Source organism: Citrobacter sp. NCU1 (assembly GCF_010231475.1).
Lineage (GTDB): Bacteria > Pseudomonadota > Gammaproteobacteria > Enterobacterales > Enterobacteriaceae > Citrobacter_D.
This window is the reverse complement of the sequence record NZ_NRDO01000008.1, coordinates 14246-39237: the sequence shown is the minus strand read 5'-3', so window position 1 is coordinate 39237 and position 24992 is coordinate 14246. Positions and strand designations below refer to the sequence as shown.

Annotated in this window: 27 protein-coding genes; 13 read left to right on the top strand and 14 right to left on the bottom strand. The window is 52.7% G+C overall.

Annotation, left to right across the window (positions count from 1 at the left end; all coding sequences use genetic code 11):
• Positions 1–4: 4 nt before the first annotated feature.
• The 3 genes from CJP72_RS04120 to CJP72_RS04110 all read right to left on the bottom strand — a co-directional run bounded on the left by CJP72_RS04120 (position 5) and on the right by CJP72_RS04110 (position 3564).
• Positions 5–805, bottom strand: a complete 801-nt coding sequence (locus CJP72_RS04120) for an SDR family NAD(P)-dependent oxidoreductase (protein WP_162379637.1) — start codon at positions 803–805, stop codon at positions 5–7.
• Between the two features lie 266 nt (positions 806–1071).
• Entirely contained in the window at positions 1072–1413 is a 342-nt protein-coding gene (locus CJP72_RS04115; RefSeq protein WP_162379636.1) for a hypothetical protein, read from the bottom strand.
• Positions 1414–1878: 465 nt separating this feature from the next.
• Positions 1879–3564, bottom strand: a complete 1686-nt coding sequence (locus CJP72_RS04110) for an aspartate:alanine antiporter (RefSeq protein ID WP_162379635.1) — start codon at positions 3562–3564, stop codon at positions 1879–1881.
• A 271-nt stretch (positions 3565–3835) separates the two neighbouring features.
• On the opposite strand from CJP72_RS04110, the gene CJP72_RS04105 reads away from it, so the two are divergent.
• Positions 3836–4213 carry an inner membrane protein YbjM gene (locus tag CJP72_RS04105; RefSeq protein WP_162379634.1) on the top strand — a complete coding sequence of 126 codons (378 nt, stop codon included), beginning with the start codon at positions 3836–3838 and terminating at the stop codon, positions 4211–4213.
• 30 nt (positions 4214–4243) lie between these two features.
• Here the strand turns inward: CJP72_RS04105 and CJP72_RS04100 are convergent, their stop codons facing one another.
• Positions 4244–4507 carry a GrxA family glutaredoxin gene (locus CJP72_RS04100; RefSeq protein WP_162379633.1) on the bottom strand — a complete coding sequence of 88 codons (264 nt, stop codon included), beginning with the start codon at positions 4505–4507 and terminating at the stop codon, positions 4244–4246.
• 173 nt (positions 4508–4680) lie between these two features.
• On the opposite strand from CJP72_RS04100, the gene CJP72_RS04095 reads away from it, so the two are divergent.
• The 10 genes from CJP72_RS04095 to rlmC all read left to right on the top strand — a co-directional run bounded on the left by CJP72_RS04095 (position 4681) and on the right by rlmC (position 13480).
• Positions 4681–4971 carry a YbjC family protein gene (locus CJP72_RS04095; protein ID WP_162379632.1) on the top strand — a complete coding sequence of 97 codons (291 nt, stop codon included), beginning with the start codon at positions 4681–4683 and terminating at the stop codon, positions 4969–4971.
• Positions 4955–5677 (top strand): oxygen-insensitive NADPH nitroreductase, encoded by a 723-nt coding sequence (gene nfsA, locus CJP72_RS04090; RefSeq protein WP_162379631.1) that lies wholly within the window; start codon positions 4955–4957, stop codon positions 5675–5677. Before CJP72_RS04095 ends, nfsA begins: the two co-directional genes overlap by 17 nt.
• Positions 5678–5736: 59 nt before the next feature.
• Positions 5737–6639 (top strand): 30S ribosomal protein S6--L-glutamate ligase, encoded by a 903-nt coding sequence (gene rimK, locus CJP72_RS04085; protein WP_162379630.1) that lies wholly within the window; start codon positions 5737–5739, stop codon positions 6637–6639.
• A gap of 90 nt (positions 6640–6729) precedes the next feature.
• Positions 6730–7206: a YbjN domain-containing protein gene (locus CJP72_RS04080; protein ID WP_162379629.1), complete on the top strand. Its 477-nt coding sequence runs from the start codon at positions 6730–6732 to the stop codon at positions 7204–7206.
• A 352-nt stretch (positions 7207–7558) separates the two neighbouring features.
• Positions 7559–8671 (top strand): spermidine/putrescine ABC transporter substrate-binding protein PotF, encoded by a 1113-nt coding sequence (gene potF / locus CJP72_RS04075; protein WP_162379628.1) that lies wholly within the window; start codon positions 7559–7561, stop codon positions 8669–8671.
• Positions 8672–8822: 151 nt separating this feature from the next.
• Positions 8823–9956 (top strand): putrescine ABC transporter ATP-binding subunit PotG, encoded by a 1134-nt coding sequence (gene potG, locus CJP72_RS04070; RefSeq protein WP_162379627.1) that lies wholly within the window; start codon positions 8823–8825, stop codon positions 9954–9956.
• A 9-nt stretch (positions 9957–9965) separates the two neighbouring features.
• The gene (gene potH, locus CJP72_RS04065; RefSeq protein WP_162379626.1) at positions 9966–10919 is read left to right on the top strand and encodes a putrescine ABC transporter permease PotH; all 954 of its coding nucleotides are present in this window, start codon (positions 9966–9968) and stop codon (positions 10917–10919) included.
• Positions 10916–11761, top strand: coding sequence for a putrescine ABC transporter permease PotI (gene potI, locus CJP72_RS04060; RefSeq protein WP_162379625.1), 846 nt, complete (start codon positions 10916–10918; stop codon positions 11759–11761). The genes potH and potI overlap by 4 nt, the downstream gene beginning before the upstream one ends.
• Positions 11762–11811: 50 nt before the next feature.
• Positions 11812–12309: a YbjO family protein gene (locus tag CJP72_RS04055; RefSeq protein WP_162379669.1), complete on the top strand. Its 498-nt coding sequence runs from the start codon at positions 11812–11814 to the stop codon at positions 12307–12309.
• Between the two features lie 40 nt (positions 12310–12349).
• A complete protein-coding gene (gene rlmC / locus CJP72_RS04050; RefSeq protein ID WP_162379624.1) occupies positions 12350–13480 on the top strand; it encodes a 23S rRNA (uracil(747)-C(5))-methyltransferase RlmC in 1131 nt (376 codons plus the stop codon).
• 154 nt (positions 13481–13634) lie between these two features.
• Here rlmC and artJ read toward each other — a convergent pair whose 3' ends face one another.
• From artJ to CJP72_RS04020, 6 genes are all read right to left on the bottom strand, one after another.
• The gene (gene artJ / locus CJP72_RS04045; RefSeq protein WP_162379623.1) at positions 13635–14366 is read right to left on the bottom strand and encodes an arginine ABC transporter substrate-binding protein ArtJ; all 732 of its coding nucleotides are present in this window, start codon (positions 14364–14366) and stop codon (positions 13635–13637) included.
• Positions 14367–14544: 178 nt separating this feature from the next.
• Positions 14545–15213 carry an arginine ABC transporter permease ArtM gene (gene artM / locus CJP72_RS04040; RefSeq protein WP_162379622.1) on the bottom strand — a complete coding sequence of 223 codons (669 nt, stop codon included), beginning with the start codon at positions 15211–15213 and terminating at the stop codon, positions 14545–14547.
• Complete coding sequence (gene artQ, locus CJP72_RS04035; protein WP_162379621.1) at positions 15213–15929, bottom strand: arginine ABC transporter permease ArtQ; 717 nt, start codon at positions 15927–15929, stop codon at positions 15213–15215. The genes artM and artQ overlap by 1 nt, the downstream gene beginning before the upstream one ends.
• Positions 15930–15935: 6 nt before the next feature.
• Entirely contained in the window at positions 15936–16667 is a 732-nt protein-coding gene (artI, locus tag CJP72_RS04030; RefSeq protein ID WP_162379620.1) for an arginine ABC transporter substrate-binding protein ArtI, read from the bottom strand.
• Between the two features lie 17 nt (positions 16668–16684).
• A complete protein-coding gene (gene artP, locus CJP72_RS04025; RefSeq protein WP_162379619.1) occupies positions 16685–17413 on the bottom strand; it encodes an arginine ABC transporter ATP-binding protein ArtP in 729 nt (242 codons plus the stop codon).
• Between the two features lie 305 nt (positions 17414–17718).
• Complete coding sequence (locus CJP72_RS04020) at positions 17719–18237, bottom strand: lipoprotein (protein WP_162379618.1); 519 nt, start codon at positions 18235–18237, stop codon at positions 17719–17721.
• A gap of 127 nt (positions 18238–18364) precedes the next feature.
• On the opposite strand from CJP72_RS04020, the gene CJP72_RS04015 reads away from it, so the two are divergent.
• Positions 18365–18688 (top strand): heavy metal-binding domain-containing protein, encoded by a 324-nt coding sequence (locus CJP72_RS04015; RefSeq protein ID WP_162379617.1) that lies wholly within the window; start codon positions 18365–18367, stop codon positions 18686–18688.
• The gene (locus CJP72_RS04010; RefSeq protein WP_162379616.1) at positions 18685–19515 is read left to right on the top strand and encodes an N-acetylmuramoyl-L-alanine amidase; all 831 of its coding nucleotides are present in this window, start codon (positions 18685–18687) and stop codon (positions 19513–19515) included. The genes CJP72_RS04015 and CJP72_RS04010 overlap by 4 nt, the downstream gene beginning before the upstream one ends.
• Here the strand turns inward: CJP72_RS04010 and CJP72_RS04005 are convergent.
• From CJP72_RS04005 to poxB, 4 genes are all read right to left on the bottom strand, one after another.
• Positions 19512–20525 carry an NAD-dependent epimerase/dehydratase family protein gene (locus tag CJP72_RS04005; protein ID WP_162379615.1) on the bottom strand — a complete coding sequence of 338 codons (1014 nt, stop codon included), beginning with the start codon at positions 20523–20525 and terminating at the stop codon, positions 19512–19514. The genes CJP72_RS04010 and CJP72_RS04005 overlap by 4 nt on opposite strands.
• A gap of 98 nt (positions 20526–20623) precedes the next feature.
• On the bottom strand, positions 20624–22054 hold the full coding sequence (locus CJP72_RS04000) for a DUF2867 domain-containing protein (RefSeq protein ID WP_162379614.1): 1431 nt from the start codon (positions 22052–22054) through the stop codon (positions 20624–20626).
• 10 nt (positions 22055–22064) lie between these two features.
• Positions 22065–23066 carry a low-specificity L-threonine aldolase gene (ltaE, locus tag CJP72_RS03995; RefSeq protein WP_162379613.1) on the bottom strand — a complete coding sequence of 334 codons (1002 nt, stop codon included), beginning with the start codon at positions 23064–23066 and terminating at the stop codon, positions 22065–22067.
• 38 nt (positions 23067–23104) lie between these two features.
• The gene (gene poxB / locus CJP72_RS03990; protein WP_162379612.1) at positions 23105–24823 is read right to left on the bottom strand and encodes a ubiquinone-dependent pyruvate dehydrogenase; all 1719 of its coding nucleotides are present in this window, start codon (positions 24821–24823) and stop codon (positions 23105–23107) included.
• Between the last annotated feature and the right edge of the window lie 169 nt (positions 24824–24992).

Sequence of the window (24992 nt, the reverse complement as noted above, 5' to 3'; positions counted from 1 at the left end):
TGCCTCATCCATCGCGCGTTGCGCCTGCCGTCATGTTGACTACCGTTGCGGTCATGGCGCTTGCATGATCTGATGCGAGAAACGTCATCACTTCAGCCACTTGTGAAAGCGTTGGCAGTCGTTTGAGCATCGTACTTTGCGCCGCGCCGCCGAGCCACTCTTCTACGGTTAATCCCATTGCTTGTGCCTTTGGCAGGAACACGTCGCGGGTATAGGAACCCGCCTGAACCGCGTCGACAATCGCATGACAACGCACGCAGATGGCGCGAATATTTCTGGGGCTGACTTCACTGGCAAGCGCTCTGGTGAACGCTTCTGTACCTGCGCAGCCGACAATGTGACCCGAATGGCCCGACACCGCCATAGAGCCTGCGGGGGCAACGACCGTGAGGATTGTTCCTGCCCGTTCACCCCCCATATAGGGAATGACGGCTTTGGATATCGTGAATTGTGCAGACAGAAAGGGGGTTATACCCTGCATAAACTCGACCAGAGATAATTCTGTGATTCCTTTTCCCTGATTGTGGAAAAAGCCGGTTGCGTTTACCACGATGTCAATGCCGCCGACCTGTTGGGCCAGTTGCGCCGTGCGCGTCAGGGCGGATTGTTCGTCGAGTACGTCAATGATAAATGTCCCTGCGGTTCCACCTGCGGCGTGGATTTCACCAGCAACCCTCTCCAGGCGAGCCTGGTGGCGTGCGCCAAGATACACCTGCGCTCCTTCCCGCGCCATAACATGCGCAACCGCGCTGCCAATTGCGCCGCTGCCCCCGAAAATGACAGCGATTTTGCCTTCAAGTAACATTGCGTTATCCCATCCCCGTCTGCCCATTCAAAATTATGGGCAATAACCTGCATCCTGCAAGCAGGCGCGGTGTCGTTGACTCAGGCAACGGGAACAGAGAGGGCGTGCGGGAGACCACGAATTTCAGGCAGTAAAAAACAGTTGTGAAAGTGGGGGAGTGAAAACAAATCTTTGGAGGATAATCAATGAATTATGTTGATGATTTTAGGGGGTAAGATCGCACAATATGAACTGATTTCCCCATAAGGTAGCGCTTGTCAGGAGGGCTATTTAGCGTCGCGAGCATCTTTGGTCATTGCGATGACGTCGTCTATTTTTTCTTTCGCTACGGAATCCGCAGTTTCTTTCATTTTATCGGTATTAAGAATCACACTGCGCAACTTCTCGTACTGCCACACTGGGGCTACTTTTCTTTCTGGTTCAGAGTGTTCGCGCAGGGCCTGCGCTAACTTTTCCTGGCACTCACTTAACTGATTAGAAAGGGCGATATTGCTGGCTGTAAGGGCATCAATCTCAGCCTTATGTTTTTTGTTTTTCTTGACCAGAATGACCGCCAGGATAGGAGTCAGTAGCGCTAACAAGGGCACTATAACGAGAAATAAAATCATTTCGCATCCTTTTACTCAATCAATTTGAAACCGTTGTACTTCTTATCCCAGCAATCACTTCAATAACCGAAAAGCACATTTAAATCCCTTTTCCGCAGGTGACATTTTAATCATGCGTTTTAGTTGCCTTGTCATCAGTCTAACAGAATAGATTCCATTGATATTGGTTATCCCATCACCAATACGCATGTCAGAAAATTGTTGCGCACAGAAGCGTCTGGTTGCGCCGTCTGCAACCAATTTGTCGCCACGCTCGTTAAAAGCGTGCTCTAACTCGCTGATTTGAAAGGTGGGGGAATTTCAGGCAACAAAAAACCCATCAACCTTGAACCAAAACGGCGGGGTTGATGGGCTCCACAAATTGGGGACATCAAAGAAAAGCAGTGGCACTAGTTATGACTGACACCTTTAAGAAAAGTTCTATTAACCTGCAAAAAAATTTTCACTTAAAGGCTAACGTCCGTTTTATCCTAAACCAGGCCAGATGATGACGATGAGTGTCCCCGCCAGCGTCAGTAAGACGTTGGCAATCGCATAGGTACCTGCATAGCCTAATGCAGGGATGTTGCTTCGCGCGGTGTCGCTGATGATTTCCATCGCTGGCGCACAGGTACGAGCCCCCATCATTGCGCCAAACAGTAAGGCGCGGTTCATGCGCAAGACATAGGCGCCAAACAGGAAGCAGATAACAACGGGCACCAGACTGACCACCAGACCTGCAATCAGCATTTGTCCGCCAACAGCGCCAAGTCCGTTGCCAATACCGCTGCCAGCACTTAAGCCGACGCCTGCCATGAATACCATCAGGCCAAACTCTTTCACCATGTTCAGCGCCCCCTGAGGGATGTAGCCAAAGGTCGGGTGGTTGGCGCGCAAAAAGCCCAGCATGATTCCGGCAAACAGCAGCCCGGCAGCATTACCGATCCCAAAACTGAAGTTGCTGAACTGGAAAGTGATCATCCCGATCATCAGGCCAATAATAAAGAAAGCGCAGAAGGCCAGCAGGTCAGTGACCTGGCTGTGAATGGAGATAAAGCCAATGCGATCCGCAATGGTTTTGACGCGACGGGCATCACCGCTCACCTGCAGGACGTCGCCTTTGTTCAACACCACGTTGTCGTCGATAGGCATCTCAATCTGGCTGCGGATCACGCGATTAAGAAAACAACCGTGGTCGGTAAGTTTCAGCTGCGCAAGACGGCGTCCCACGGCATTGTGATTTTTCACCACGATCTCTTCGGTAACGATGCGCATGTCGAGCAAATCACGATCGAAGACCTCTTTCCCATTACGGAAGCTGTGATCGAGGCGGGCGTGGGCATCCGGGTAGCCCACTAAGGCTATCTCATCACCCATTTGCAGCACCGCATCGCCATCGGGATTCGCCAGAATGCCGTTACGGCGGATTCGCTCGATGTAGCAGCCGGTCTGACGATAAATTCCCAGCTCGCGCAGATTTTTACCGTCCGCCCAGGCAACGAGTTCCGGACCCACGCGGTAGGCGCGGATAACAGGCAGATAGACTTTACGGTTGGCGTCAGTGTCCAGACCGCGTTCGCGCGCGATCTGTTGGGCGCTGGTTTGCAGATCCTGGTGCTGAAGTTTAGGCAAATAACGGGCACCGACAATTAAACTGACCAGGCCTATCAGATAGGTCAGCGCGTAGCCCAGACTCAGGTTATCCAGCGCGCTGGAAAGCTGCGAACTTGCCATTCCAGAATGACGCAGCGTGTCACCCGCACCGACGAGCACAGGTGTAGAAGTCATTGAGCCGGCGAGCATACCGGCCGTCAGGCCGATGTCCCAGCCAAACAGCTTACCTAACCCTAAGGCGATCAGCATGGCGCTACCCACCATCACCAGGGCCAACATCAGATAATTTTTACCATCGCGAAAAAAAATGGAAAAAAAGTTAGGGCCTGCTTCCACGCCGACACAGAAAATAAACAGCATAAAGCCAAGATTCAGGGCGTCAGTGTTAATACTGAAGTGCTGCTGTCCTAATAATAATGAGACGACTAAAACGCCAATGGAATTACCAAGTTGGACCGATCCCAGGCGCAATTTGCCCAGACACAGGCCAAGCGCAAGGACCACAAATAATAACAGGATGTAATTCCCATTTAACAAATCTGCGACGTTTATATTCACGGAGACTAACTTCTTGTTTACTAGTAAGCTGTTGAAAGAAATGACAATTTACGCTAATGTTTTTGCCAGGAATTAAGGGGCGACGGCATCGTGCACAGCCTCCAAAATAAAAGCAACAAAGCAATTTAAGAGGTTAGTTTAATCTCATTACGTATCAACGGCTATAAGAATCGTGTGAGCGTGTTTTGGCAAGGAATGCCAGATGACTTTATCTGACTGGACGCCTTCGGGTGAAAAGAGTATTCGATAGAGAAAGTGTCAGGAGGAGCGATTGAAACATCAACAAGGTTGGGCAGGCGCTGTCTGCTGCTTTGTACTCTTTATTGTGGTGTGTCTTTCATTAGTGATGAACGTGAAAGGTGCATTTCGGGCTGCGGGTCATCCCGAAATTGGGTTACTGTTTTTTACGCTACCCGGTGCTGTGGCCAGTTTCTGGTCCCATCGTAGGGAAGTGATCAAACCCCTGTTTGGTGCGATGCTGGCGGCACCCTGTTGTCTGTTGCTAATGCGGTTTGTTTTCACACCAACCCGCTCTTTGTGGCAGGAGCTTGCGTGGTTGTTTAGCGCGGTGTTCTGGTGCGCGCTTGGGGCACTCTGCTTTTTATTTATCAGCAGTCTGTTTGACCCGCGGCGCAAGAAAAGCGAATAACGCCCTCATGACGAGGGCGTTTTCATCACATCAGGCAAACAGATTAACGTTCTCTTTTGCCCACGCTTCAAAATCGGTGCAACCGCCGATGTGTTTTTGATCGACAAAAATCTGCGGTACGGTCTCAACCGGTTTACCGACCGTCTTTTCCAGATCCGCTTTCGTGATCCCTTCGGCGTGAATATCGATATAACGGTAGTTGAAGTCGTCGTGCTCGTTGCTTAATTTTTCTGCCAGCTCTTTGGCGCGAACGCAATAGGGGCATCCTGGACGACCGAAAATTACGGTAAACATTGTTTCTCTCCTCGAACTTACTGAGCCTGATGGCGAATTCAGTCATGATGCCGCGAAATGGCGTTGATGAAAAGCAGGTTGCACCTGTTGCTTTGATATCTTTAGGCTATATCTGTTAAGCAAGGCATATCCGAACGCTTTACAATGAGCATCCGTTCATCGGGAGACAGCATATGAGGACGATTGGCGCGCTACCCAAAAGTGTATTGATACTGGAGTTTTTCGGTATGGTGATACTGGCGCTGGCCTTATTATCGCTCAATCACACTTTGATTCTGCCAGCACCCTTTAATACCTCGCTGGCACAGATAGCCATGATCTTTATTGGTGTCCTGCTGATGGTTCCTGCCGCTATCGTGCTGATGTGGCGAATTGCACAACGGCTCGCCCCGCAACTGATGACGCATACTCCCGATTCAACTTCCCGTTCCGACAGAGAAAAACCTCATGACTCCAACCATTGATTTATTGCGCGGGCACCGCTCTATTCGCCATTTTACTGATGAAACGATCTCTGATGCGCAACGCGAGGCGATTATCGCCGCTGCGCAGGGAACGTCGAGCTCCAGCTTTCTACAGTGCAGTTCCATCATCCGTATTACCGATAAAACAATGCGTGAAGCGCTGGTAAGCTTAACGGGCGGGCAAAAACATGTGGCTCAGGCCGCCGAGTTCTGGGTTTTTTGCGCGGATTTTAATCGCCATTTACAGATTTGCCCCGATGCCCAATTAGGCCTTGCGGAGCAGCTGTTACTGGGGGTGGTTGACACCGCGATGATGGCGCAAAATGCGCTGACCGCAGCGGAGTCCCTGGGGCTGGGGGGCGTGTTCATTGGGGGGCTACGTAATAATATTGAGGCGGTAACGGAAATGCTGAAATTGCCAAAATATGTGCTGCCGCTGTTTGGCTTGTGTCTCGGCAGGCCTGCTGATAATCCAGGGGTTAAACCGCGTTTGCCTGCCGGACTGATTGTTCATGAGAACCAGTATCAGCCGATGGATACATCGTTGTTAGCGCGCTATGACGCGCAGATAGCGCACTATTACCAAACGCGAGACAGCAATGCGCGCCGCGACACCTGGAGCGATCATATTCGGCGCACCATCATTAAAGAAAACCGACCTTTCATTCTGGAATATTTACATAAACAAGGCTGGGCGACGCGCTAAAGGCAATAACCCAGTGTATGATACGCAGGCTTTTACCAGGTCTTTCAGAGAGGTGCAGGGTGAAAATTGCCATTTTGTCCCGGGACGGAACGCTCTATTCTTGTAAACGCCTGCGAGAGGCGGCGATGAAACGCGGTCACCTGGTTGATATTCTCGATCCTCTTTCCTGCTATATGAATGTGAGCCCAGCCGGGTCGTCCATTCATTACAAAGGCCAACAGCTTCCTCAATATGATGCGGTTATCCCGCGTATTGGTTCTGCGATCACGTTTTACGGCACGGCGTCTCTGCGTCAGTTTGAAATGCTCGGTAGCTACCCGCTTAATGAATCGGTGGCGATCACCCGCGCGCGCGACAAGCTGCGGTCGTTACAGTTACTCGCCCGGCAGGGGATTGATTTACCCATCACAGGGATCGCCCATTCCCCAGACGACACCCGTGACTTGATCGAGATGGTTGGCGGCGCGCCGCTGGTGGTAAAACTGGTCGAGGGAACGCAGGGGATTGGCGTCGTGCTGGCAGAAACGCGCCAGGCGGCGGAGAGTGTCGTTGATGCCTTTCGCGGGCTTAACGCGCATATTCTGGTGCAGGAGTATATTGCGGAAGCTAAAGGTCGCGATATTCGCTGTCTGGTGGTGGGTGACGAAGTAGTGGCGGCGATCGAACGGCAGGCAAAAGAGGGCGATTTTCGCTCTAACCTGCATCGCGGTGGCGTTGCCAGCATCGCTAACATTACGCCACGTGAGCGAGAGATTGCCATCAAGGCGGCGAAAACGCTGGGGCTGGATGTTGCGGGAGTCGATATTTTGCGTGCTGAGCGGGGACCGTTAGTGATGGAAGTGAATGCATCGCCAGGCCTGGAAGGGGTCGAGAAAACCACCGGAGTTGATATTGCCGGGCGAATGATCCAATGGATTGAACGTCACGCGACAGCAGAATTTTGCCTTAAAACGGGTGGCTAATCTCAATATTGTACCTGATCGTGGTATGGCGCGGTCTTTTTGCGTAAGCTGTGCCCGGTATTTTTTCATCGTAAGAGGTAGCACATTATTATGACATCACTGGTCGTTCCCACTCTGGATACGTTGCGTCAATGGCTCGACGACCTGGGCATGAGTTTTTTTGAATGTGATACTTGCCAGGCGCTGCATTTACCCCATATGCAGAACTTCGATGGCATCTACGACGCAAAAATTGATTTGGTGGATAACACGCTGTTGTTTTCCGCCATGGCGGAAGTCAGACCTTCCGCGTTGTTGCCGCTGGCGGCCGATTTATCCGCGATTAACGCCAGTTCGTTAACCGTGAAGGCGTTTCTCGACATGCAGGATGACAATCTGCCGAAACTGGTGGTCTGCCAGTCGTTATCCGTGATGCCTGGAGTGACGTATGAACAGTTTGAGTGGTTCGTTCGTCAGAGCGAAGAACAGATCTCAATGGTTATTCTGGAAGCCGGGGCGCATCAACTTTTGTTCAGCGCTGACGAAGAGGCGCAAAAAAACGGCGCTGAGAACCATTTCCTACACTGATCCCGTTCAAAAATAAGCAGCCGCTGCCAAAGCGGCTACTGTTTTCATGCAGTTATGCTTCATTTAACCTTTTCTTAAAGAATTATTCACTTCCCTTCTGGCTGTTTCGCTTTATCTCATAGAGTGATCCTGCATAAAAAATTGATAAAAGGCGTTTTTTAATCTGAGCTATAGTCTCAAACCCTGGCTAAAGTTATTCTTGCGAGGCTTTTATATCGCGAGCAATGACGGCAGGGGGAGAGTCAACTCTTCTTTACCTGTGTCGGATGAAAAAATATGCATAATTTTTGCATATCTTAGAATGTGACAATATTGATTCGTTTGTTAACGGATTTTCATAAGGAAAGAGATTATGACCGCCTTAAATAAAAAATGGCTATCGGGTCTGGTTGCGGGCGCTTTGATGGCCGTCTCTGCCGGCACGCTCGCTGCTGAACAAAAAACCCTTCATATCTATAACTGGTCGGATTATATCGCCCCGGATACGGTGGCCAATTTTGAAAAAGAGACCGGCATTAAAGTTATCTATGATGTGTTTGACTCCAATGAAGTCCTTGAAGGTAAGCTCATGGCCGGGAGCACCGGTTTTGATCTGGTGGTGCCATCTGCGAGCTTTATGGAACGTCAGTTAACGGCGGGGGTGTTTCAACCTCTGGATAAAAGCAAACTTCCTGACTGGAAAAACCTCGATCCTGAATTATTGAAGTTGGTTGCCAAGCACGATCCGGGCAATAAATTTGCGATGCCATATATGTGGGCGACGACCGGCATTGGCTACAACGTCGACAAAGTGAAGGCGGTGCTGGGGGAAGATGCCCCGGTGAACAGCTGGGATCTGATCTTTAAACCTGAAAATCTTGAGAAGCTGAAAAGCTGTGGCGTTTCTTTCCTGGATGCGCCTGAAGAGGTGTTTGCCACCGTGCTGAACTATCTGGGCAAAGATCCGAACAGTACGAAGGCTGATGATTATACCGGCCCGGCAACTGAGCTGTTGCTGAAGCTGCGTCCAAATATTCGCTACTTCCATTCTTCGCAATATATCAACGATCTGGCCAATGGCGACATTTGTGTGGCGATTGGCTGGGCAGGGGACGTCTGGCAGGCTGCTAACCGTGCAAAAGAAGCTAAAAACGGTGTGAATATTTCCTATTCAATCCCGAAAGAGGGGGCAATGGCATTCTTTGACGTCTTCGCGATGCCTGCTGATGCGAAGAATAAAGAGGAGGCTTATCAGTTCCTCAACTACCTGCTGCGTCCGGATGTGGTTGCCCACATTTCCGACCATGTGTTCTATGCGAACGCTAACAAAGAAGCGACGACGTTGGTTAGCCCGGAAGTCCGTGACAACCCGGGAATTTATCCGCCAGCGGATGTACGCGCCAAAATGTTCACGCTGAAAGTTCAGGATCCGAAGATCGACCGTGTTCGTACACGTGCCTGGACCAAGGTGAAGAGCGGTAAATAAGCGTTTGAGGTCATTGCCCGGTAACGTGCATGCTTACCCTTACTGCAGAACATTGCGTTTTGCTGGAAGGGTAAATAACGCACTACCTGGCAATACGCACCGTTAGGGTGCGTCATTTGCACTGTTTTTGTTTTATGCCGGAGAGCACCCCGTGAATGAGTCTATCCCCCGCCCGCAAGCGAAAATCCGTAAAGCGCTAACGCCGCTTCTTGAAATCCGCAATCTGACCAAGTCATTTGATGGTCAGAATGCTGTAGATGACGTCAATCTCACTATTTATAAAGGCGAAATATTTGCATTACTTGGCGCATCGGGCTGCGGGAAATCGACGCTGCTGCGTATGCTGGCGGGTTTTGAACAACCTACCACTGGGCAAATCATCCTGGATGGCGTTGATTTGGCGCATGTGCCGCCTTACCTGCGACCGATCAATATGATGTTTCAGTCCTATGCGCTGTTTCCGCATATGACGGTGGAACAGAATATTGCATTCGGCCTCAAGCAGGACAAGCTGCCGAAGGGCGAAATCGATGCGCGAGTGACTGAAATGTTGGGGCTGGTGCATATGCAGGAGTTTGCCAGACGTAAGCCGCACCAGCTTTCCGGTGGGCAACGTCAGCGAGTGGCGCTGGCGCGCAGTCTGGCTAAGCGTCCGAAGTTACTGCTGCTGGACGAACCGATGGGCGCACTGGATAAAAAATTGCGTGACCGGATGCAACTGGAAGTGGTCGATATCCTCGAACGCGTGGGCGCGACCTGCGTCATGGTAACGCATGACCAGGAAGAAGCGATGACGATGGCAGGACGTATCGCGATTATGAATCGCGGGAAATTTGTCCAAATTGGCGAGCCGGAAGAGATCTATGAACATCCGACTACGCGTTATAGCGCTGAGTTTATCGGTTCTGTGAATGTTTTTGAGGGCTTGTTGAAAGACCGCCAGGAAAATGGGCTGGTGATCGAGTCTCCGGGGCTGGTGCATCCCTTAAAGGTGGATGCCGATGCGTCGGTTGTCGATAACGTACCCGTGTATGTCGCGCTCCGTCCTGAGAAGATCATGCTGTGTGAGGCTCCCCCGGCGGATGGCTACAATTTTGCTGTGGGTGAAGTGGTGCATATTGCCTATCTCGGCGATCTCTCGATTTACCATGTGCGTTTGAAAAGCGGCCAGATGCTTAGCGCCCAGTTACAGAATGAACACCGCTATCGTAAAGGCTTACCCACCTGGGGCGATGAAGTGCGTCTGTGTTGGGACGCGGACAGCTGTGTCGTGTTGACGGTTTAAGGAGCGAAGATGAGTACACTTGAACCTCCGGCACGCGTGAATAAACACAGCAACTTCACGCTGTTTATGTCGCGTATGCAAATGAAGCATGGGCGCAAGATGGTCATTGCGCTGCCGTATATCTGGTTGATCCTGCTCTTTCTGCTGCCTTTTCTGATTGTCTTTAAAATCAGTCTGTCGGAAATGGCGCGGGCGATTCCGCCGTATACCAATCTGATGGAATGGGCTGACGGACAGTTGTCTGTCACGCTCAATCTGGGGAATTTCCTGCAACTGACGGACGATCCGCTCTACTTTGACGCATATTTGCAATCACTGCAGGTGGCGGGGATTTCTACACTCTGCTGTTTACTGCTGGGGTATCCGTTGGCGTGGGCAGTGGCGCACAGCAAATCCTCCACGCGCAACATCCTGTTGCTGCTGGTGATTTTACCGTCATGGACCTCGTTTTTGATCCGTGTTTACGCCTGGATGGGGATCCTGAAAAACAACGGGGTGCTGAACAACTTCTTGATGTGGTTAGGGGTTATTGATCAACCGTTGACGATTCTGCACACCAATCTGGCGGTGTACATTGGGATTGTGTATGCCTATCTGCCGTTTATGGTGCTGCCGATTTATACCGCGCTAACGCGCATTGATTATTCGCTGGTGGAGGCCTCGCTGGATTTAGGGGCAAAACCGCTGAAAACCTTCTTTAGCGTCATCGTACCGCTGACGAAGGGCGGCATTATTGCCGGGTCGATGCTGGTCTTTATCCCGGCGGTGGGGGAATTCGTGATCCCTGAATTACTTGGCGGTCCGGACAGCATCATGATTGGCCGCGTGCTGTGGCAGGAATTCTTCAACAACCGTGACTGGCCGGTTGCGTCTGCTGTAGCCATTATCATGCTGTTACTGCTGATCGTACCGATCATGTGGTTCCATAAACATCAGCAAAAAAGCGTGGGGGAACACGGATGAACAACTTACCGGTAGTTCGTTCGCCCTGGCGAATTTTCATTCTGGTGCTCGGCTTTACCTTCCTCTATGCGCCGATGCTGATGCTGGTGATTTACTCCTTTAACAGTTCCAAACTGGTGACCGTCTGGGCGGGCTGGTCTACGCGCTGGTACGGCGAGCTTTTTCACGATGATGCGATGATGAGCGCAGTCGGCCTGAGTCTGACCATTGCCGCCTGTGCGGCCACCATGGCGGCGATTCTCGGCACCATTGCTGCCGTGGTGATGGTTCGCTTTGGGCGTTTTCGCGGCTCCACCGGGTTTGCGTTTATGATAACCGCGCCGCTGGTGATGCCAGACGTCATTACCGGGCTGTCGTTGCTGTTGCTGTTTGTGGCATTAGGGCACGCGATCGGCTGGCCGGCGGATCGCGGCATGTTGACCATCTGGCTGGCGCACGTCACCTTCTGTACCGCGTATGTGGCGGTGGTGATTTCATCGCGGTTGCGCGAACTGGATCAATCGATTGAAGAGGCGGCGATGGATCTTGGCGCCACGCCGGTAAAGGTGTTCTTTGTGATCACCTTGCCGATGATTATGCCTGCGGTGATCTCCGGCTGGCTGTTGGCCTTCACGCTGTCCCTTGACGATCTGGTCATCGCCAGCTTTGTGTCGGGTCCAGGTGCGACGACCTTACCGATGCTGGTGTTCTCCAATGTGCGGATGGGGGTTAACCCGGAGATAAACGCCTTAGCGACCCTGATCCTTGGGGTGGTCGGAATTGTCGGATTTATCGCCTGGTATCTGATGGCGCGTATGGAAAAACAACGGATCCGCGATATCCAGCGTGCAAGACGCGGCTGAAAAAACTAAAATCTGCCTAACTGGCTACACTCTGCCGCGCTCGTCGCGGCATTGCTTTCACGGAAGAGAACACGGTGGGATTTTTTAAAAAATCAGCCTCATCACATGCTCGCTTAAATGTCCCTGCGTTGGTGCAGGTGGCGGCGCTTGCCATTATTATGATCCGCGGTCTTGACTTGCTGATGATTTTTAACACGCTCGGCGTGCCGGGAATCGTTGAATTTATCCATCGCAGCGTGCAGACGTGGAACCTGACCCTGGTCTTTTTGGGGAGCCTGGTACTGGTTTTTGTCGAAATTTACTGTGCGTTTTCGTTAGTCAAAGGGCGCAACTGGGCCCGCTGGATCTATCTGTTGACCCAGGTGATTGCGACCGGTTATCTGTGGGCGGCCTCGCTGGGCTACGGTTACCCTGAACTGTTTAGCATCGCTGGTGAGTCAAAACGCGAGATCCTGCGTACCCTTGTGATGCAAAAACTGCCCGATATGCTGGTTATGCTGTTGCTGTTTATTCCCCCCGCCAGCCGCCGGTACTTCCGCCTGCAATAATGTGTATAATCACCGCCCTGGGTAATTTGAAGGTTTTCTTATGCAGTGCGCACTCTATGACGCAGGTCGCTGCCGCTCTTGTCAGTGGATAACAGCACCGATAAGCGATCAACTCGCCACCAAAACAGCCGATCTGCACACGTTGTTGGCCGACCACCCGGTCACCGAGTGGTGTGCGCCTGTCTGCGGTCCTGAACAGGGATTTCGCAACAAGGCGAAAATGGTGGTCAGCGGTAGCGTGGAAAAACCGCTGCTGGGTATGCTTCATCGTGACGGCACGCCGGAAGATCTCTGCGATTGCCCGCTGTATCCTGCCTCCTTTGCCCCCATTTTTGCGACGCTGAAACCGTTTATCGCGCGCGCCGGACTGACACCCTACAATGTGGCGCGTAAGCGTGGCGAACTGAAATACATCCTGCTGACACAAAGCCAGCAAGATGGCGGCATGATGTTGCGTTTTGTGTTGCGTTCAGAGGCTAAACTTGGGCAACTGCGTGCGGCGTTGCCGTGGTTACAGGCACAATTACCCCAACTGAAAGTCATCACCGCGAATATTCAGCCTGTGCATATGGCTATTATGGAAGGGGAGACGGAAATCTTCCTGACTGAGCAGCAGGCGCTGGCGGAACGGTTTAACGGCGTACCGCTGTGGATCCGCCCACAGAGCTTTTTCCAGACTAACCCCGTGGTGGCAAGCCAATTATATGCAACGGCGCGTGACTGGGTGCGACAGCTTCCGGTCAACCATATGTGGGATCTGTTTTGTGGTGTTGGCGGGTTCGGTCTGCATTGCGCGACGCCTGCGATGACGCTGACCGGAATTGAAATCTCCCCTGAGGCGATAGCCTGTGCAAAGCAATCCGCCCGTGAATTAGGGTTACAAAACCTGCATTTTCAGGCGCTGGACTCCACCCAATTTGCCACCGCTCAGGGGGGCGTACCGGAACTGGTGCTGGTCAATCCACCGCGTCGCGGTATTGGGAAGGCGCTGTGTGATTATTTAAGCCAGATGGCGCCGGAATACATTATCTATTCCAGCTGTAATGCACAGACCATGGCGAAAGATATCAGCGAATTACCGGGCTATCGCATTGAACGCGTCCAGCTTTTCGATATGTTCCCGCATACCGCTCACTATGAAGTGTTGACGCTGCTGGTCAGACAATCATAAAGCCGCTTATCGCTACACCGTTCACTTAAGCCAATGAATGAGGGGAAACACCGGGATTTGGTTCCCGGAGGGACGCCAAACCCGGTGGTCGCCCCGGAAATCCCGGTCTTAAACTAACAGTGTTAGCTGAGCGCGGCTTTGTTCATTTCCGCTCTTACTTCGGGAACCATTGATCGCTGATTTTCTGATACGTGCCGTCGGCTTTGATGGCGGCCAGCGCACCGTTCAGTTTCTCCAGCAGCGCTTTATTATCCGGACGGACGGCGATGCCAAGCCCTGTGCCGAAGTATTGCGGATCGGTCACTTTTTCCGTGGCGGTGCCCAGCTGCGGGTTGGTTTTCAGCCACTCGTTCACCACGGCGGTATCGCCGAATACGCCATCAATACGGCCATTCTTCAGATCGATAATCGCATTTTGATAGCTGTCATAAGCCACGGTTTTTACCTCAGGGTGTTTGTCCTGCAGGTACTTCTGGTGGGTGGTGCCGTTTTCCATACCGATACGCTTACCTTTCAGGTCGGCGAAGGTTTTGTAGGTCTCTTTTTTCGCAATGACCAGCGCAGAGTTGGCGTAGTAAGGCGTGGTAAAAGAAACCTGCTTGCTACGTTCCGGTGTAATGTCCATACCCGAAATCACCGCGTCATATTTTTTGAATTTTAAGGCGGGGATCAGGCTATCAAAAGCATGATTGGTAAAAGTACATTCAGCCTGCATTTGTTTGCATAACGCTGTCGCCAGATCGATATCAAAACCGACAATTTTGTTATTCGCATCCATTGATTCAAAGGGCGGGTAAGTGGCGGAGACGCCAAAATTGATCTTTTCAGCCGCTGCGGCGCCCGTTGCAACCGTTGCGAGTAATGCAGCCAGAACTAACTTTTTCATTGTGAAACTCCCGTCTGTCAATCTTATGATTATTACCGTGTCTGCGGTATGAATTCACAATGCCACTTAATGAATTTATATGCAATAAAAACGATTAATTATTTTCATGTAGATAAAAAAAGACGGACAGTTGTGAGACTTGTCCGTCTTGTTGATTCGCTGTTATGCAGTTTAAGGCTTAATTTCTGCGCTCAAACGCCAGGGCTTTACGCTCAACCAAACGCATCAGCAGCGTCAGTAAGCCGTTAACGATCAGGTAAATGACGCCCGCTGCGCCGAAGACCATCACATCATAGGTGCGCCCGTACAGCAACTGACCATGTCCCATCACTTCCATCAGCGTAATGGTGTATGCCAGCGAGGTACTTTTGAAGACCAGTACCACTTCGTTAGAGTAAGAGGAGAGGGCGCGTTTAAAAGCGTACGGCAACAGAATCGACAGCGTATCTTTTTTGCTCATTCCCAGCGCGCCGCAGGACTGCCATTGGCCTTCTGGAATAGCGCGGATAGCGCCATAGAACAGTTGCGTGGTATACGCGGCGCTGTTCAGAGACAATGCAATTAACGCACACAGCCACGGCTCCGAGAGCAGATGCCACAGAACCGGATACTCCTGCAAGGACGGGAACTGTCCTGGCCCGTAGTAGATCAGGAAGATCTGCACCAGCAGCGGTGTACCGGTAAAGAGCGTGATATAGGCGCGCACAACCCACACCAGCACTGGCGTTTTCAGCGTCAAAATGATGGTGAAAATCAGCGCCAGGATCAGGGCGACCACAATCGACGCCACGGTCAGCGTCAGGCTGGTATGCAGCCCTTTCATTAATTCAGGTAAATACTCAAGCATTAGCCCGGTCTCCGTTCAAAACGTGTCGCGCGCAGGTCAATGCGTTTGAGAATGTACTGACTGACCAGGGTAATGACCAGATAGATTGCCGCCGCCACGATGTACCATGTGAACGGTTCCTGGGTTCGGGTGGCGATACTTTTCGTTTGCAGCATCAGGTCGTTGACGCTAATAAGACTGACTAATGCCGTATCTTTCAGCAAAACCAGCCACTGGTTACCCAGTCCCGGAAGGGCATGACGCCACATTTGCGGCATCACCAGACGAAAGAAAATCGCCGCTTTTGACAGACCCAACGCCTGGCCCGATTCCCATTGCCCGAGCGGAACCGCCTTCAGCGCGCCACGCAGAGTCTGCGAAGCATAGGCCGCATACAGCAACGACAAGGCAATCACACCGCACAGAAACGGACTGATGTCGAAGTTTTCGATCTGCATTTGTAGCGGAATCTGGACAACGCCAAGGTTAAGGGTGAATCCGTCTGACAGCATTAACAGAAGCTGTGAGGAGCCGAAATAGATAAACAGCACGACCAGAATTTCTGGCAGTCCGCGCAGAACCGTGACCAGCGCCGAACCTGCCCATGCAACCGGACGCCACTTTGCTGACTCCCAGACTGCAAAGAACATGGCGAGCGCCAGGCCAATGATCAGTGCACAAACGGCAAGGCCGACGGTCATCCCGGCGGCGCTTGCTAAAGGAAAAAATTCATTCATCAAGGATTACTTCTGGAACCATTTGTTATAGATGGTTTCGTACGTTCCATCTTTCTTCACTTTTTCCAGCGCAGTGTTGAATTTCTGCTGCAGCTCGGTATTGCCCTGACGGACCGCAATGCCCAGACCTGTGCCGAAGTAGTCTTTATCAGTGACTTTGTCGCCCACTGGCGCCAGCTTCGGATTGTCCTTCAGCCATTCAGTCACGACAGCGGTGTCGCCAAAGACACCATCAATACGGCCGTTTTGCAGGTCCAGTTTGGCATTCTGGTAGCTGTCGTACGGAACGGTCGTGATTTCCGGATGCTTATCCATGATGAACTTCTGGTGGGTGGTGCCGTTTTGGACACCGACCTTTTTGCCTTTCAACTGGTCAATACCGGTAAATTTGCCTTGCTGACCAATGAACAGCGCAGAGTTGTCGTAGTACGGGGTGGTGAACAGTACCTGTTTTTCACGCTCCGGAGTGATATCCATCCCCGCCATGACCGCATCGAAACGACGGAATTTGAGGCTTGGGATCAGGCTGTCAAACGCCTGGTTAGTGAACGTACAGGTCGCATCAATCTCTTTACACAGCGCATTCGCCAGATCAACGTCAAAACCGACGATCTTGTTGTTAGCGTCCATGGATTCAAACGGAGGATACGACGCTTCAGTTGCAAAACGAATGGTCTGCGCTGCTGTAGCAGAAAGGCTAAAACTGGCAATTAGCGCGGCAATCAGAACTTTTTTCATTGTCATTGTCCCGAAACTTAGTGAGAGAGATAGTTTTTAAATGCATCGGTCTGCGGATCTGCAAAGCAGCTCGCATCCCCAAGCTCTACGATATGACCGTTTTCCATATACACCACGCGGCTGGCGGTTTTACGCGCCACTTCCACTTCGTGAGTGACGATCACCTGGGTAATATTGGTTTCTGCCAGTTCACGAATGATACTGACGATTTGGGCGGTGATTTCCGGGTCCAGCGCGGCTGTCGGTTCATCAAACAACAGGATCTGGGGTTCCATCATCAGCGCGCGCGCAATGGCCACACGCTGTTGTTGACCGCCGGAAAGGTGCAGCGGGTAACGATCGCTGTACGGCTTCAGACGCAGACGTTCCAGCAGTTTTTCCGCGCGCGCCAGCGCCTGGTCTTTACTCAGACCCAGTACGCGGCAGGGCGCTTCAATCAGGTTTTGTTGCACCGTGAGATGAGGCCACAGATTGTATTGCTGAAAAACCATGCCCACATTCTGGCGCAGCTCACGAATCGCCTTATCGGACGGGGTTTTCGTGAAGTCGAAATGGTTACCTGCGATAGTGAGCGTGCCGGAACGCGGCATCTCAAGCAGATTGAGTACGCGCAGCAGCGAGCTTTTACCCGCCCCGCTTGGGCCAAGTAACACCAGTGTTTCGCCCTGAGGGCAATCCAGCGTGATATCGAACAGCGCCTGATGCGCGCCGTAGAAGCAGTTAATGCCGTTTAATTGAATACTCATTGACACTCGTATACTGGCAGTCTGATAGCTATTGAAGCCGCAGATACTACCTTTGACAGAATAGTTATGCAATATTTATGCGTTAAAAGTTAAATACAAACCGCATTCTTCACTAAACATAGCACAAAATAGCGGAGTGGGTGGGCGACAAGAATAATTGTCGGCATTCTATGCAGAATGCCAGACAATTAATGGGGTTTATGATTTAAGTCTCCGGGAGGGTAAGCAGAAGGCCTCCTGGCTATCATGCGGCCTTGTCGCCGGATGGCGCTACAGTTTACAACGCCTTATCCGGCATCCGGGCGTTAACGGTTCTCAATCGACTGGCGTAACGTACCGGCTGGCGCATCAACGCTGCCGCCCACATAGCGGACATCGTCAATCACCCAGCACTGGCCTTCATGAATCATCAACACTTCATCATGCCAGCTTTGCGTTCCCTGTTTTAGCTCCACACGCAGCGGAATATTACGTGCATCACTATTCGGAATGGTCGATGCGCTGGCAACGCTGGCGCTATCCGGCAGCGCAGCGCGGCTGGAGAACGGATCGCTGCCCATCAGCTGGCTGTGATTCTGATCACGACTGGCATCGGTCAGTAATTTCGCCAGATTATCACTCAGATAAGGGCGAAGGGCGGTAATGTCATTGTTACGATGCTGGATGCGGTAATCATAGAACTGTTGGGCCACGCTGTCCGGACCGCCTTCTACGCAGGAGCCGCTACGCGAACCATTGTCCTTGTATGCGGGGGTTACGGTTGTTGTACAGGCGCTGAGAAGCAGCGCGCAGGGAACAAGCAGGGAGAGTTTGCGATAGCGCATAGTGATTTCCTTATTAAGCTTTCTGCATAAAAGCGATCTACGATATTCAATAATATCTTTTCAATGATAGCGTATCGGTCCGATAATGCTTTTGAGATCGAGTGCTTAGGCAAACAAGGAGACCAACATGCAGTTTTCGACAACCCCAACGCTGGAAGGCCAGAGCATCGTGGAATATTGCGGTGTGGTGACCGGTGAGGCGATTCTTGGCGCCAATATTTTCCGCGACTTCTTTGCCGGCATTCGCGATATCGTCGGCGGTCGTTCCGGAGCCTATGAAAAAGAGTTGCGTAAAGCGCGTGAAATCGCCTTCCAGGAACTGGGCGAACAGGCGAAAGCCCTGGGTGCAGACGCGGTGGTTGGTATCGACATTGATTATGAAACCGTGGGTAAAGACAGCAGTATGCTGATGGTGACCGTCAGTGGTACTGCGGTGAAAACGCGCCGATGAAACGCCGGTTGTGGCTCATCGCGCTTGCGCTGCTGTTAGCGGGATGTGCCGGTGAGAAAGGCATTGTCGATAAAACCGGTTATCAGCTGGATACCCGTCGTCAGGCGCAGGCGGCGTATCCGCGTATCAAAGTGCTGGTCATCCATTACACCGCAGATGATTTTGATTCTTCGCTGGCGACGCTGACGGATAAAAACGTCAGCTCGCACTACCTGATCCCTGCCATTCCTCCGCGTTATGACGGTAAACCGCGAATCTGGCAACTGGTGCCTGAGCACGATCTGGCCTGGCATGCGGGGATCAGCTACTGGCGAGGCGCTACACGTATCAACGACACCTCCATCGGCATTGAACTCGAGAATCGCGGATGGCAACAGTCAGCGGGGACAAAGTATTTCGCTCCTTTTAAACCCGCGCAGATCCAGGCGTTGATCCCGCTCGCAAAAGAGATCGTCGCCCGCTATGACATCAAACCGCAGAATGTGGTGGCGCATGCGGATGTCGCCCCACAGCGCAAAGACGATCCGGGACCGCTCTTTCCATGGCGTGAGCTGGCGGCCCAGGGCATTGGCGCGTGGCCAGACGCCGCGCGGGTGACGTTTTATCTGGCCGGTCGGGCGCCGCACGACCCCGTGGAGCCAGCCGTATTGCTGGATTTACTGGCACGCTATGGCTATGAGGTAAAACCAACGATGACGCCGCGCGAACAACAACGGGTGATTACAGCGTTCCAGATGCACTTCCGCCCGGCGTTATGGAACGGCGTGGCGGATGCGGAAACGCAGGCGATTGCTGAAGCGCTGCTGGAGAAATACGGGCAAGATTAACGCGGTAGTTTTCCGTGGTCGCGAAGCCAGGCGGCGGTACGCTCGATCCCTTCATCCAGAGTGATGACAGGCTGATACCCCAGCTCTTCCTGTGCACGGGTGGTATCCAGCGTAAAGTCGAAGTTCAGCTTCGACACGCCGTAGTGCGTTAATTTGGGCTCTTTTGCTGATTTATTGCCAAAGCGTTCCATGCTGCGCGCGATCATATCCAGCATCGGGTAGGGCACGGAGCGAATGCGGCAATCAATATTTAACTCATCAATGAGTTTCTGCACGATGCTGCGTAATGTGCGGTGTTCACCGTTAGTGATGTTATAAATGCGCCCCGACGGCAATGAATCGCAGGCTTCCTGACTGGCCAGCCACATGGCATGGATGGCATTTTCGTAATAGGTCATGTCCACCAACGCGCTGCCCCCGTGCGGCAACAAAATGCTGCCGTAATGGTACATCATGTGCGCCAGACGCGGGATAAACACCTTATCGTGGGGACCGAACAGACTTTGCGGACGCAACACGGTAAACCGCGTTTGCGGGTTGGCTTGCGCTAACAGGCTGATCACGTCTTCACCCGCGGCTTTACTGCGGGCGAATTCATTTGCGAATCGGTGAGGGCGGAAGTCCTCTTTGATGTCGCGATGGTGGTGATAATCGAAATACAGTGAGGGGGAAGAGATATGAATAAAGTTGCGCACGCCCCAGGCAACCGCCCATTCACCCAGACGACGGGTTGCGCGAACATTGGCCAGATCGAAGGCTTCCTGTGTTCCCCACGGTGAGGTAAAACTGGAGCAATGCCATAGCGTGTCGATACCTGCGAGCATCACCTTGGCCTGTGAAGAGACCAGTTCGGTCAAGTCCGCATGCACGAATTCCGCTCCCATCTTCTCCAGCAGCTTCCCCATCGCTTCATTGCGACCGGTGGCTCTGACGCTGATGCCTTTGTTGCGCAAAAACTCAACCGCGTTTCGACCTAAGCCGCTGGTAGCGCCGGTAACCAGTACCTTCATATCAATCCACTGTGTTTAATAAAACGTCGTGCGCATTCTTCCGTGAATTACGTCTGTATGCAATGGGAAACACGAAACAATACAGTATGTTTTTATTATTAATCTGTGATTTGTTCTGCAAGTCTGGCAATGCGTTTCGCCATACCGCGAAAAATAAACAGATGCGCGGGGATCATCAATAGCCAGTAAATGAGTCCGGGCATCCCGTGCGGATGCCACCAGGCACGCACATCTATCTGTCGGTGATCGCCTTTGTCTTCGAGAGTGAAACTCAGACGCCCCAGGCCGGGTGCTTTCATGCCGAACAGTAACGTGAGCTGCTTTTCTGGCTCGACGATGATCACTTTCCAACTGTCTACCGTATCGCCCACCTGCAAAAGTTCACGCGCGGGTCGACCTTTTGCCAGTTTATGACCGATCAACCTGTCCATCAGTGCCCGGGTCTGCCACAAAATATTGCCAAAGAAGTAACGCTCTTTCCCGCCGAGGCGGTTCACTACCTGCCATAACGCTTTCAGACTGGCGGGGGTTTTAACGGTAAAACCGGCCTGTTTGGCAAAATAACCGTATTCCGGGCGCCAGCGGGCAAACGCCAGGGCGTCGTATCCCCAGTCGCTGGAGTTCACCAGTTTTTCTTCTTCCTTCAGCGTGCTGCGAACGGCATCGTCAAAGGTGATAAGCCGTTGAGGTATCAGTGCGCGCAGTGCGGTGTCGTCGGCCAGCAGATCGTGCTTCAGCCCCTGTATTAATGCTTTCGCTGTGGTGGGCGGCACCGAAGTAATGACGTTTAAGAACCAGACTGAAATCCAGCGGGTCGGAAAGGGGATGGGAATCAACGGCCGGTGTTTGCCGCTGACGGCCATAAAGTGCTCAAACTGTTCCTGATAGCTCAATACCTGCGGTCCGGCGGCTTCGAGAATACGATGCGCGTTGGCAGGATGGTCCAGCAGCGCCACCAGATAGTGGAGTAAGTTTTCTAGCGCAATGGGCGTGGTGCGTGAGCGTACCCAACGCGGCGGCGTCAGCACCGGCAGGTTATAGACCATGTCGCGCATCACTTCGAAGGCGGCGGAACCGGCCCCGACAATGATCCCGGCGCGTAATTCAGTGACCGGTATGCCAGAATCACGCAGGGTATCCGCTGTGAGTTGGCGCGCGCGTAAATGTTCAGACTGCTCATGCACGGGCGCTTGCAATGAACTGAGAAAAATCAGCTGTTTGACTGGGGTGTTTCGCAGCGCATCGCGGACGTTCAGCGCCACCTGGCGTTCATGGGCGATAAAGTCGCCTTTTTCACCCATGCCGTGAACCAGATAGTAAACCGTATCGATTCCCACCAGCAGGGGGGCGAGATTATCCGGCCAGTTCAGATCAACTTTATGACAACTGACATTCGCCAGTTGCTGTTTTTCCAGCCGTTCAATACGACGCGCCGCCGCCAGTACCTGGTGCCCCTGTTGGCTGAGTACCTGCACCAGATGTTGACCAATATAACCACTGGCACCAAGCACCAAAATTCGTTGCGGCACGTCGGTCTCCTTAGCGATGTAAAAATGCGCGCCAGTGGGCAACAACGCTGGCGAGCTGTTCACGCGAGACGTCGAGGTGAGTGACCAGACGTACAATCGGTGAGGCGTTGATCAACACGTCGCGTGCGCGCATATAGTCGCCTAATGCCGCGGCATTCTCTTCGCCAACGCGAACAAACAGCATGTTAGTGTCGTGGCGCATCACATCCGCCCCGGCTTCGCGCAGTTGCTCTGCCATCCAGGCGGCATTGTCGTGATCGTCTTGTAAACGCGCGACGTTATTTTTCAGCGCATACAGTCCGGCGGCTGCCAGAATGCCGGCCTGGCGCATGCCGCCGCCGGTCATCTTACGCCAGCGGGTGGCGCGTTTAATATAATCATGGCTGCCGACCAATAAAGAGCCTACCGGCGTTCCCAGACCTTTCGACAGACAAATGGTGAATGAATCGCAATACTGCGTGATCTCTTTGAGCTCGCAGCCATACGCGACCACCGCGTTAAAAATACGCGCGCCATCAACGTGCAGCGCCAGACCGCGCTCGCGGGTGAACGTCCACGCCTCTTTCAGATACTCGCGCGGCAGTACTTTCCCGTTGTGGGTGTTTTCAAGGCTGAGCAGGCGGGTACGGGCAAAATGGATATCGTCCGCTTTGATCTTTGCCGCCACTTTATCCAGCGGTAGCGTGCCGTCGGTAGCGGCATCGATAGGCTGAGGCTGAATGCTGCCCAGTACGGCAGCGCCACCGGCCTCATACAGATAGTTATGCGCCCCTTGCCCGGCGATGTACTCTTCGCCGCGCTCGCAGTGACTCAGCAGCGCCACCAGATTGGCCTGGGTGCCGGTGGGTAAAAAAAGCGCCGCTTCTTTGCCAGAAAGCCCGGCGGCATACTGTTGCAACGCGTTAACGGTCGGATCGTCTCCATACACATCGTCCCCGACCGGGGCGGCCATCATTGCTTCAAGCATGGCGCGACTCGGACGGGTAACGGTATCACTGCGTAAATCGATCATTGCACATTCCTGGTGTTTAAAAGGCGATGTGCATTGTTTTACCTGAGCCAGTTGGTTTTTGCCAGTTCGATCACTTCGTCACCGCGTCCGCTGATGATGGCGCGCAGCATGTACAGACTAAAACCTTTGGCCTGTTCCAGTTTTATTTGCGGTGGAATGGCCAGCTCTTCTTTCGCGACAACCACATCGACCAGCACCGGACCGTCGATGGACATTGCCCTTTGCAAGGCTTCATCAACGTCAGCGGCTTTTTCCACGCGAATGCCGGTAATACCGCAGGCTTCGGCGATGCGCGCAAAGTTGGTGTCGTGCAGGTCGGTGCCGTCAGTAAGATAGCCGCCAGCTTTCATTTCCATCGCCACAAATCCCAGCACGCTGTTGTTGAAGACGACAATTTTCACCGGTAGTTTCATCTGCACAACAGAGAGAAAATCGCCCATCAGCATACTGAAACCGCCGTCGCCGCACATTGCCACCACCTGACGCCCCGGCGCGGTCGCCTGTGCGCCCAACGCCTGCGGCATCGCATTGGCCATTGAACCGTGGTTAAACGAACCGAGCAGGCGGCGTTTGCCGTTCATTTTCAGGTAGCGCGCCGCCCAGACGGTGGGCGTACCGACATCGCAGGTGAAGATGGCGTCATCGGCGGCGAAATGGCTGATTTGCTGTGCCAGATACTGCGGGTGAATGGCTTTGTCGCTCGGTTTTGCCAGGTCATCCAGCCCTTTACGTGCGTTGCGATAGTGCTCCAGTGCGTTATCGAGGAAGGCGCGTTCGGTTTTTTCCTCCACCAGCGGCAGCAGCGCGCGAAGCGTCGATTTGATATCGCCAACCAGCGCCATATCTATCTTGCTGTGGGCGCCGATGCTGGCGGGGTTGATATCTACCTGAATAATTTTGGCGTCAGTAGGATAGAAGGCGCGATAGGGGAACTGGGTGCCGAGCAGGATCAGCGTGTCGGCATTCATCATGGTATGAAACCCGGAAGAAAAGCCGATAAGCCCGGTCATGCCTACATCGTAGGGGTTGTCGTATTCGACATGTTCTTTCCCGCGCAGGGCGTGAACAATGGGGGCTTTGATTTTGGCGGCAAACTCGACCAGCTCTGTATGTGCGCCCGCGCAGCCGCTGCCGCACAATAGCGCAATATTGCTGGAATAGCGTAACAGCTGTGCCAGTTTTTTGAGCTCTTCGGCGGTGGGCGTGATGACGGGTTGCGGCGCGTGGTACCAGTGCGTACTGGCGCCCTCTGGCGCTGGTTTCAGGGCAACGTCGCCCGGCAGTACGACAACCGAAACGCCGCGATTCAGCACCGCCTTACGCATCGCAATCGCCAGAACCTGTGGGATCTGTTCTGGAGTGGAAACCAGCTCGCAATAGTGGCTACATTCACGGAACAACTCTTGCGGGTGGGTCTCCTGGAAATAGCCGCTGCCTATTTCGCTGGAGGGAATGTGGGCGGCAATGGCCAGTACGGGAACGTGATTGCGATGACAATCGAACAGACCGTTAATCAGGTGCAGGTTGCCCGGTCCGCAGGAACCCGCACACACCGCCAGTTCGCCCGTCAGTTGCGCCTCGGCACCAGCGGCAAAGGCCGCAACCTCCTCATGGCGGGTCGACATCCATTCAATCGTTCCCATGCGATTAAGGCTGTCACTCAGACCGTTCAGTGAATCGCCTGTCACGCCCCAGATACGTTTCACGCCGGCCTGTTCAAGGGTTTTGGCAATAAACGTCGCAACGGTTTGTTTCATGGTTTTCCATCTCCTTAAATGTGATATCGGTAACAAGTTTAGTCGAAGATGGCGGTTGCGTTTTTTATTTCCCCTTTGTTTTATATGGGATTGATGCGTTGTACCGTGTTGCGCAAAGCATAAAAAAAACGGCCACCGTTTCCGATGACCGTTTCTGTTGTGGATCGAA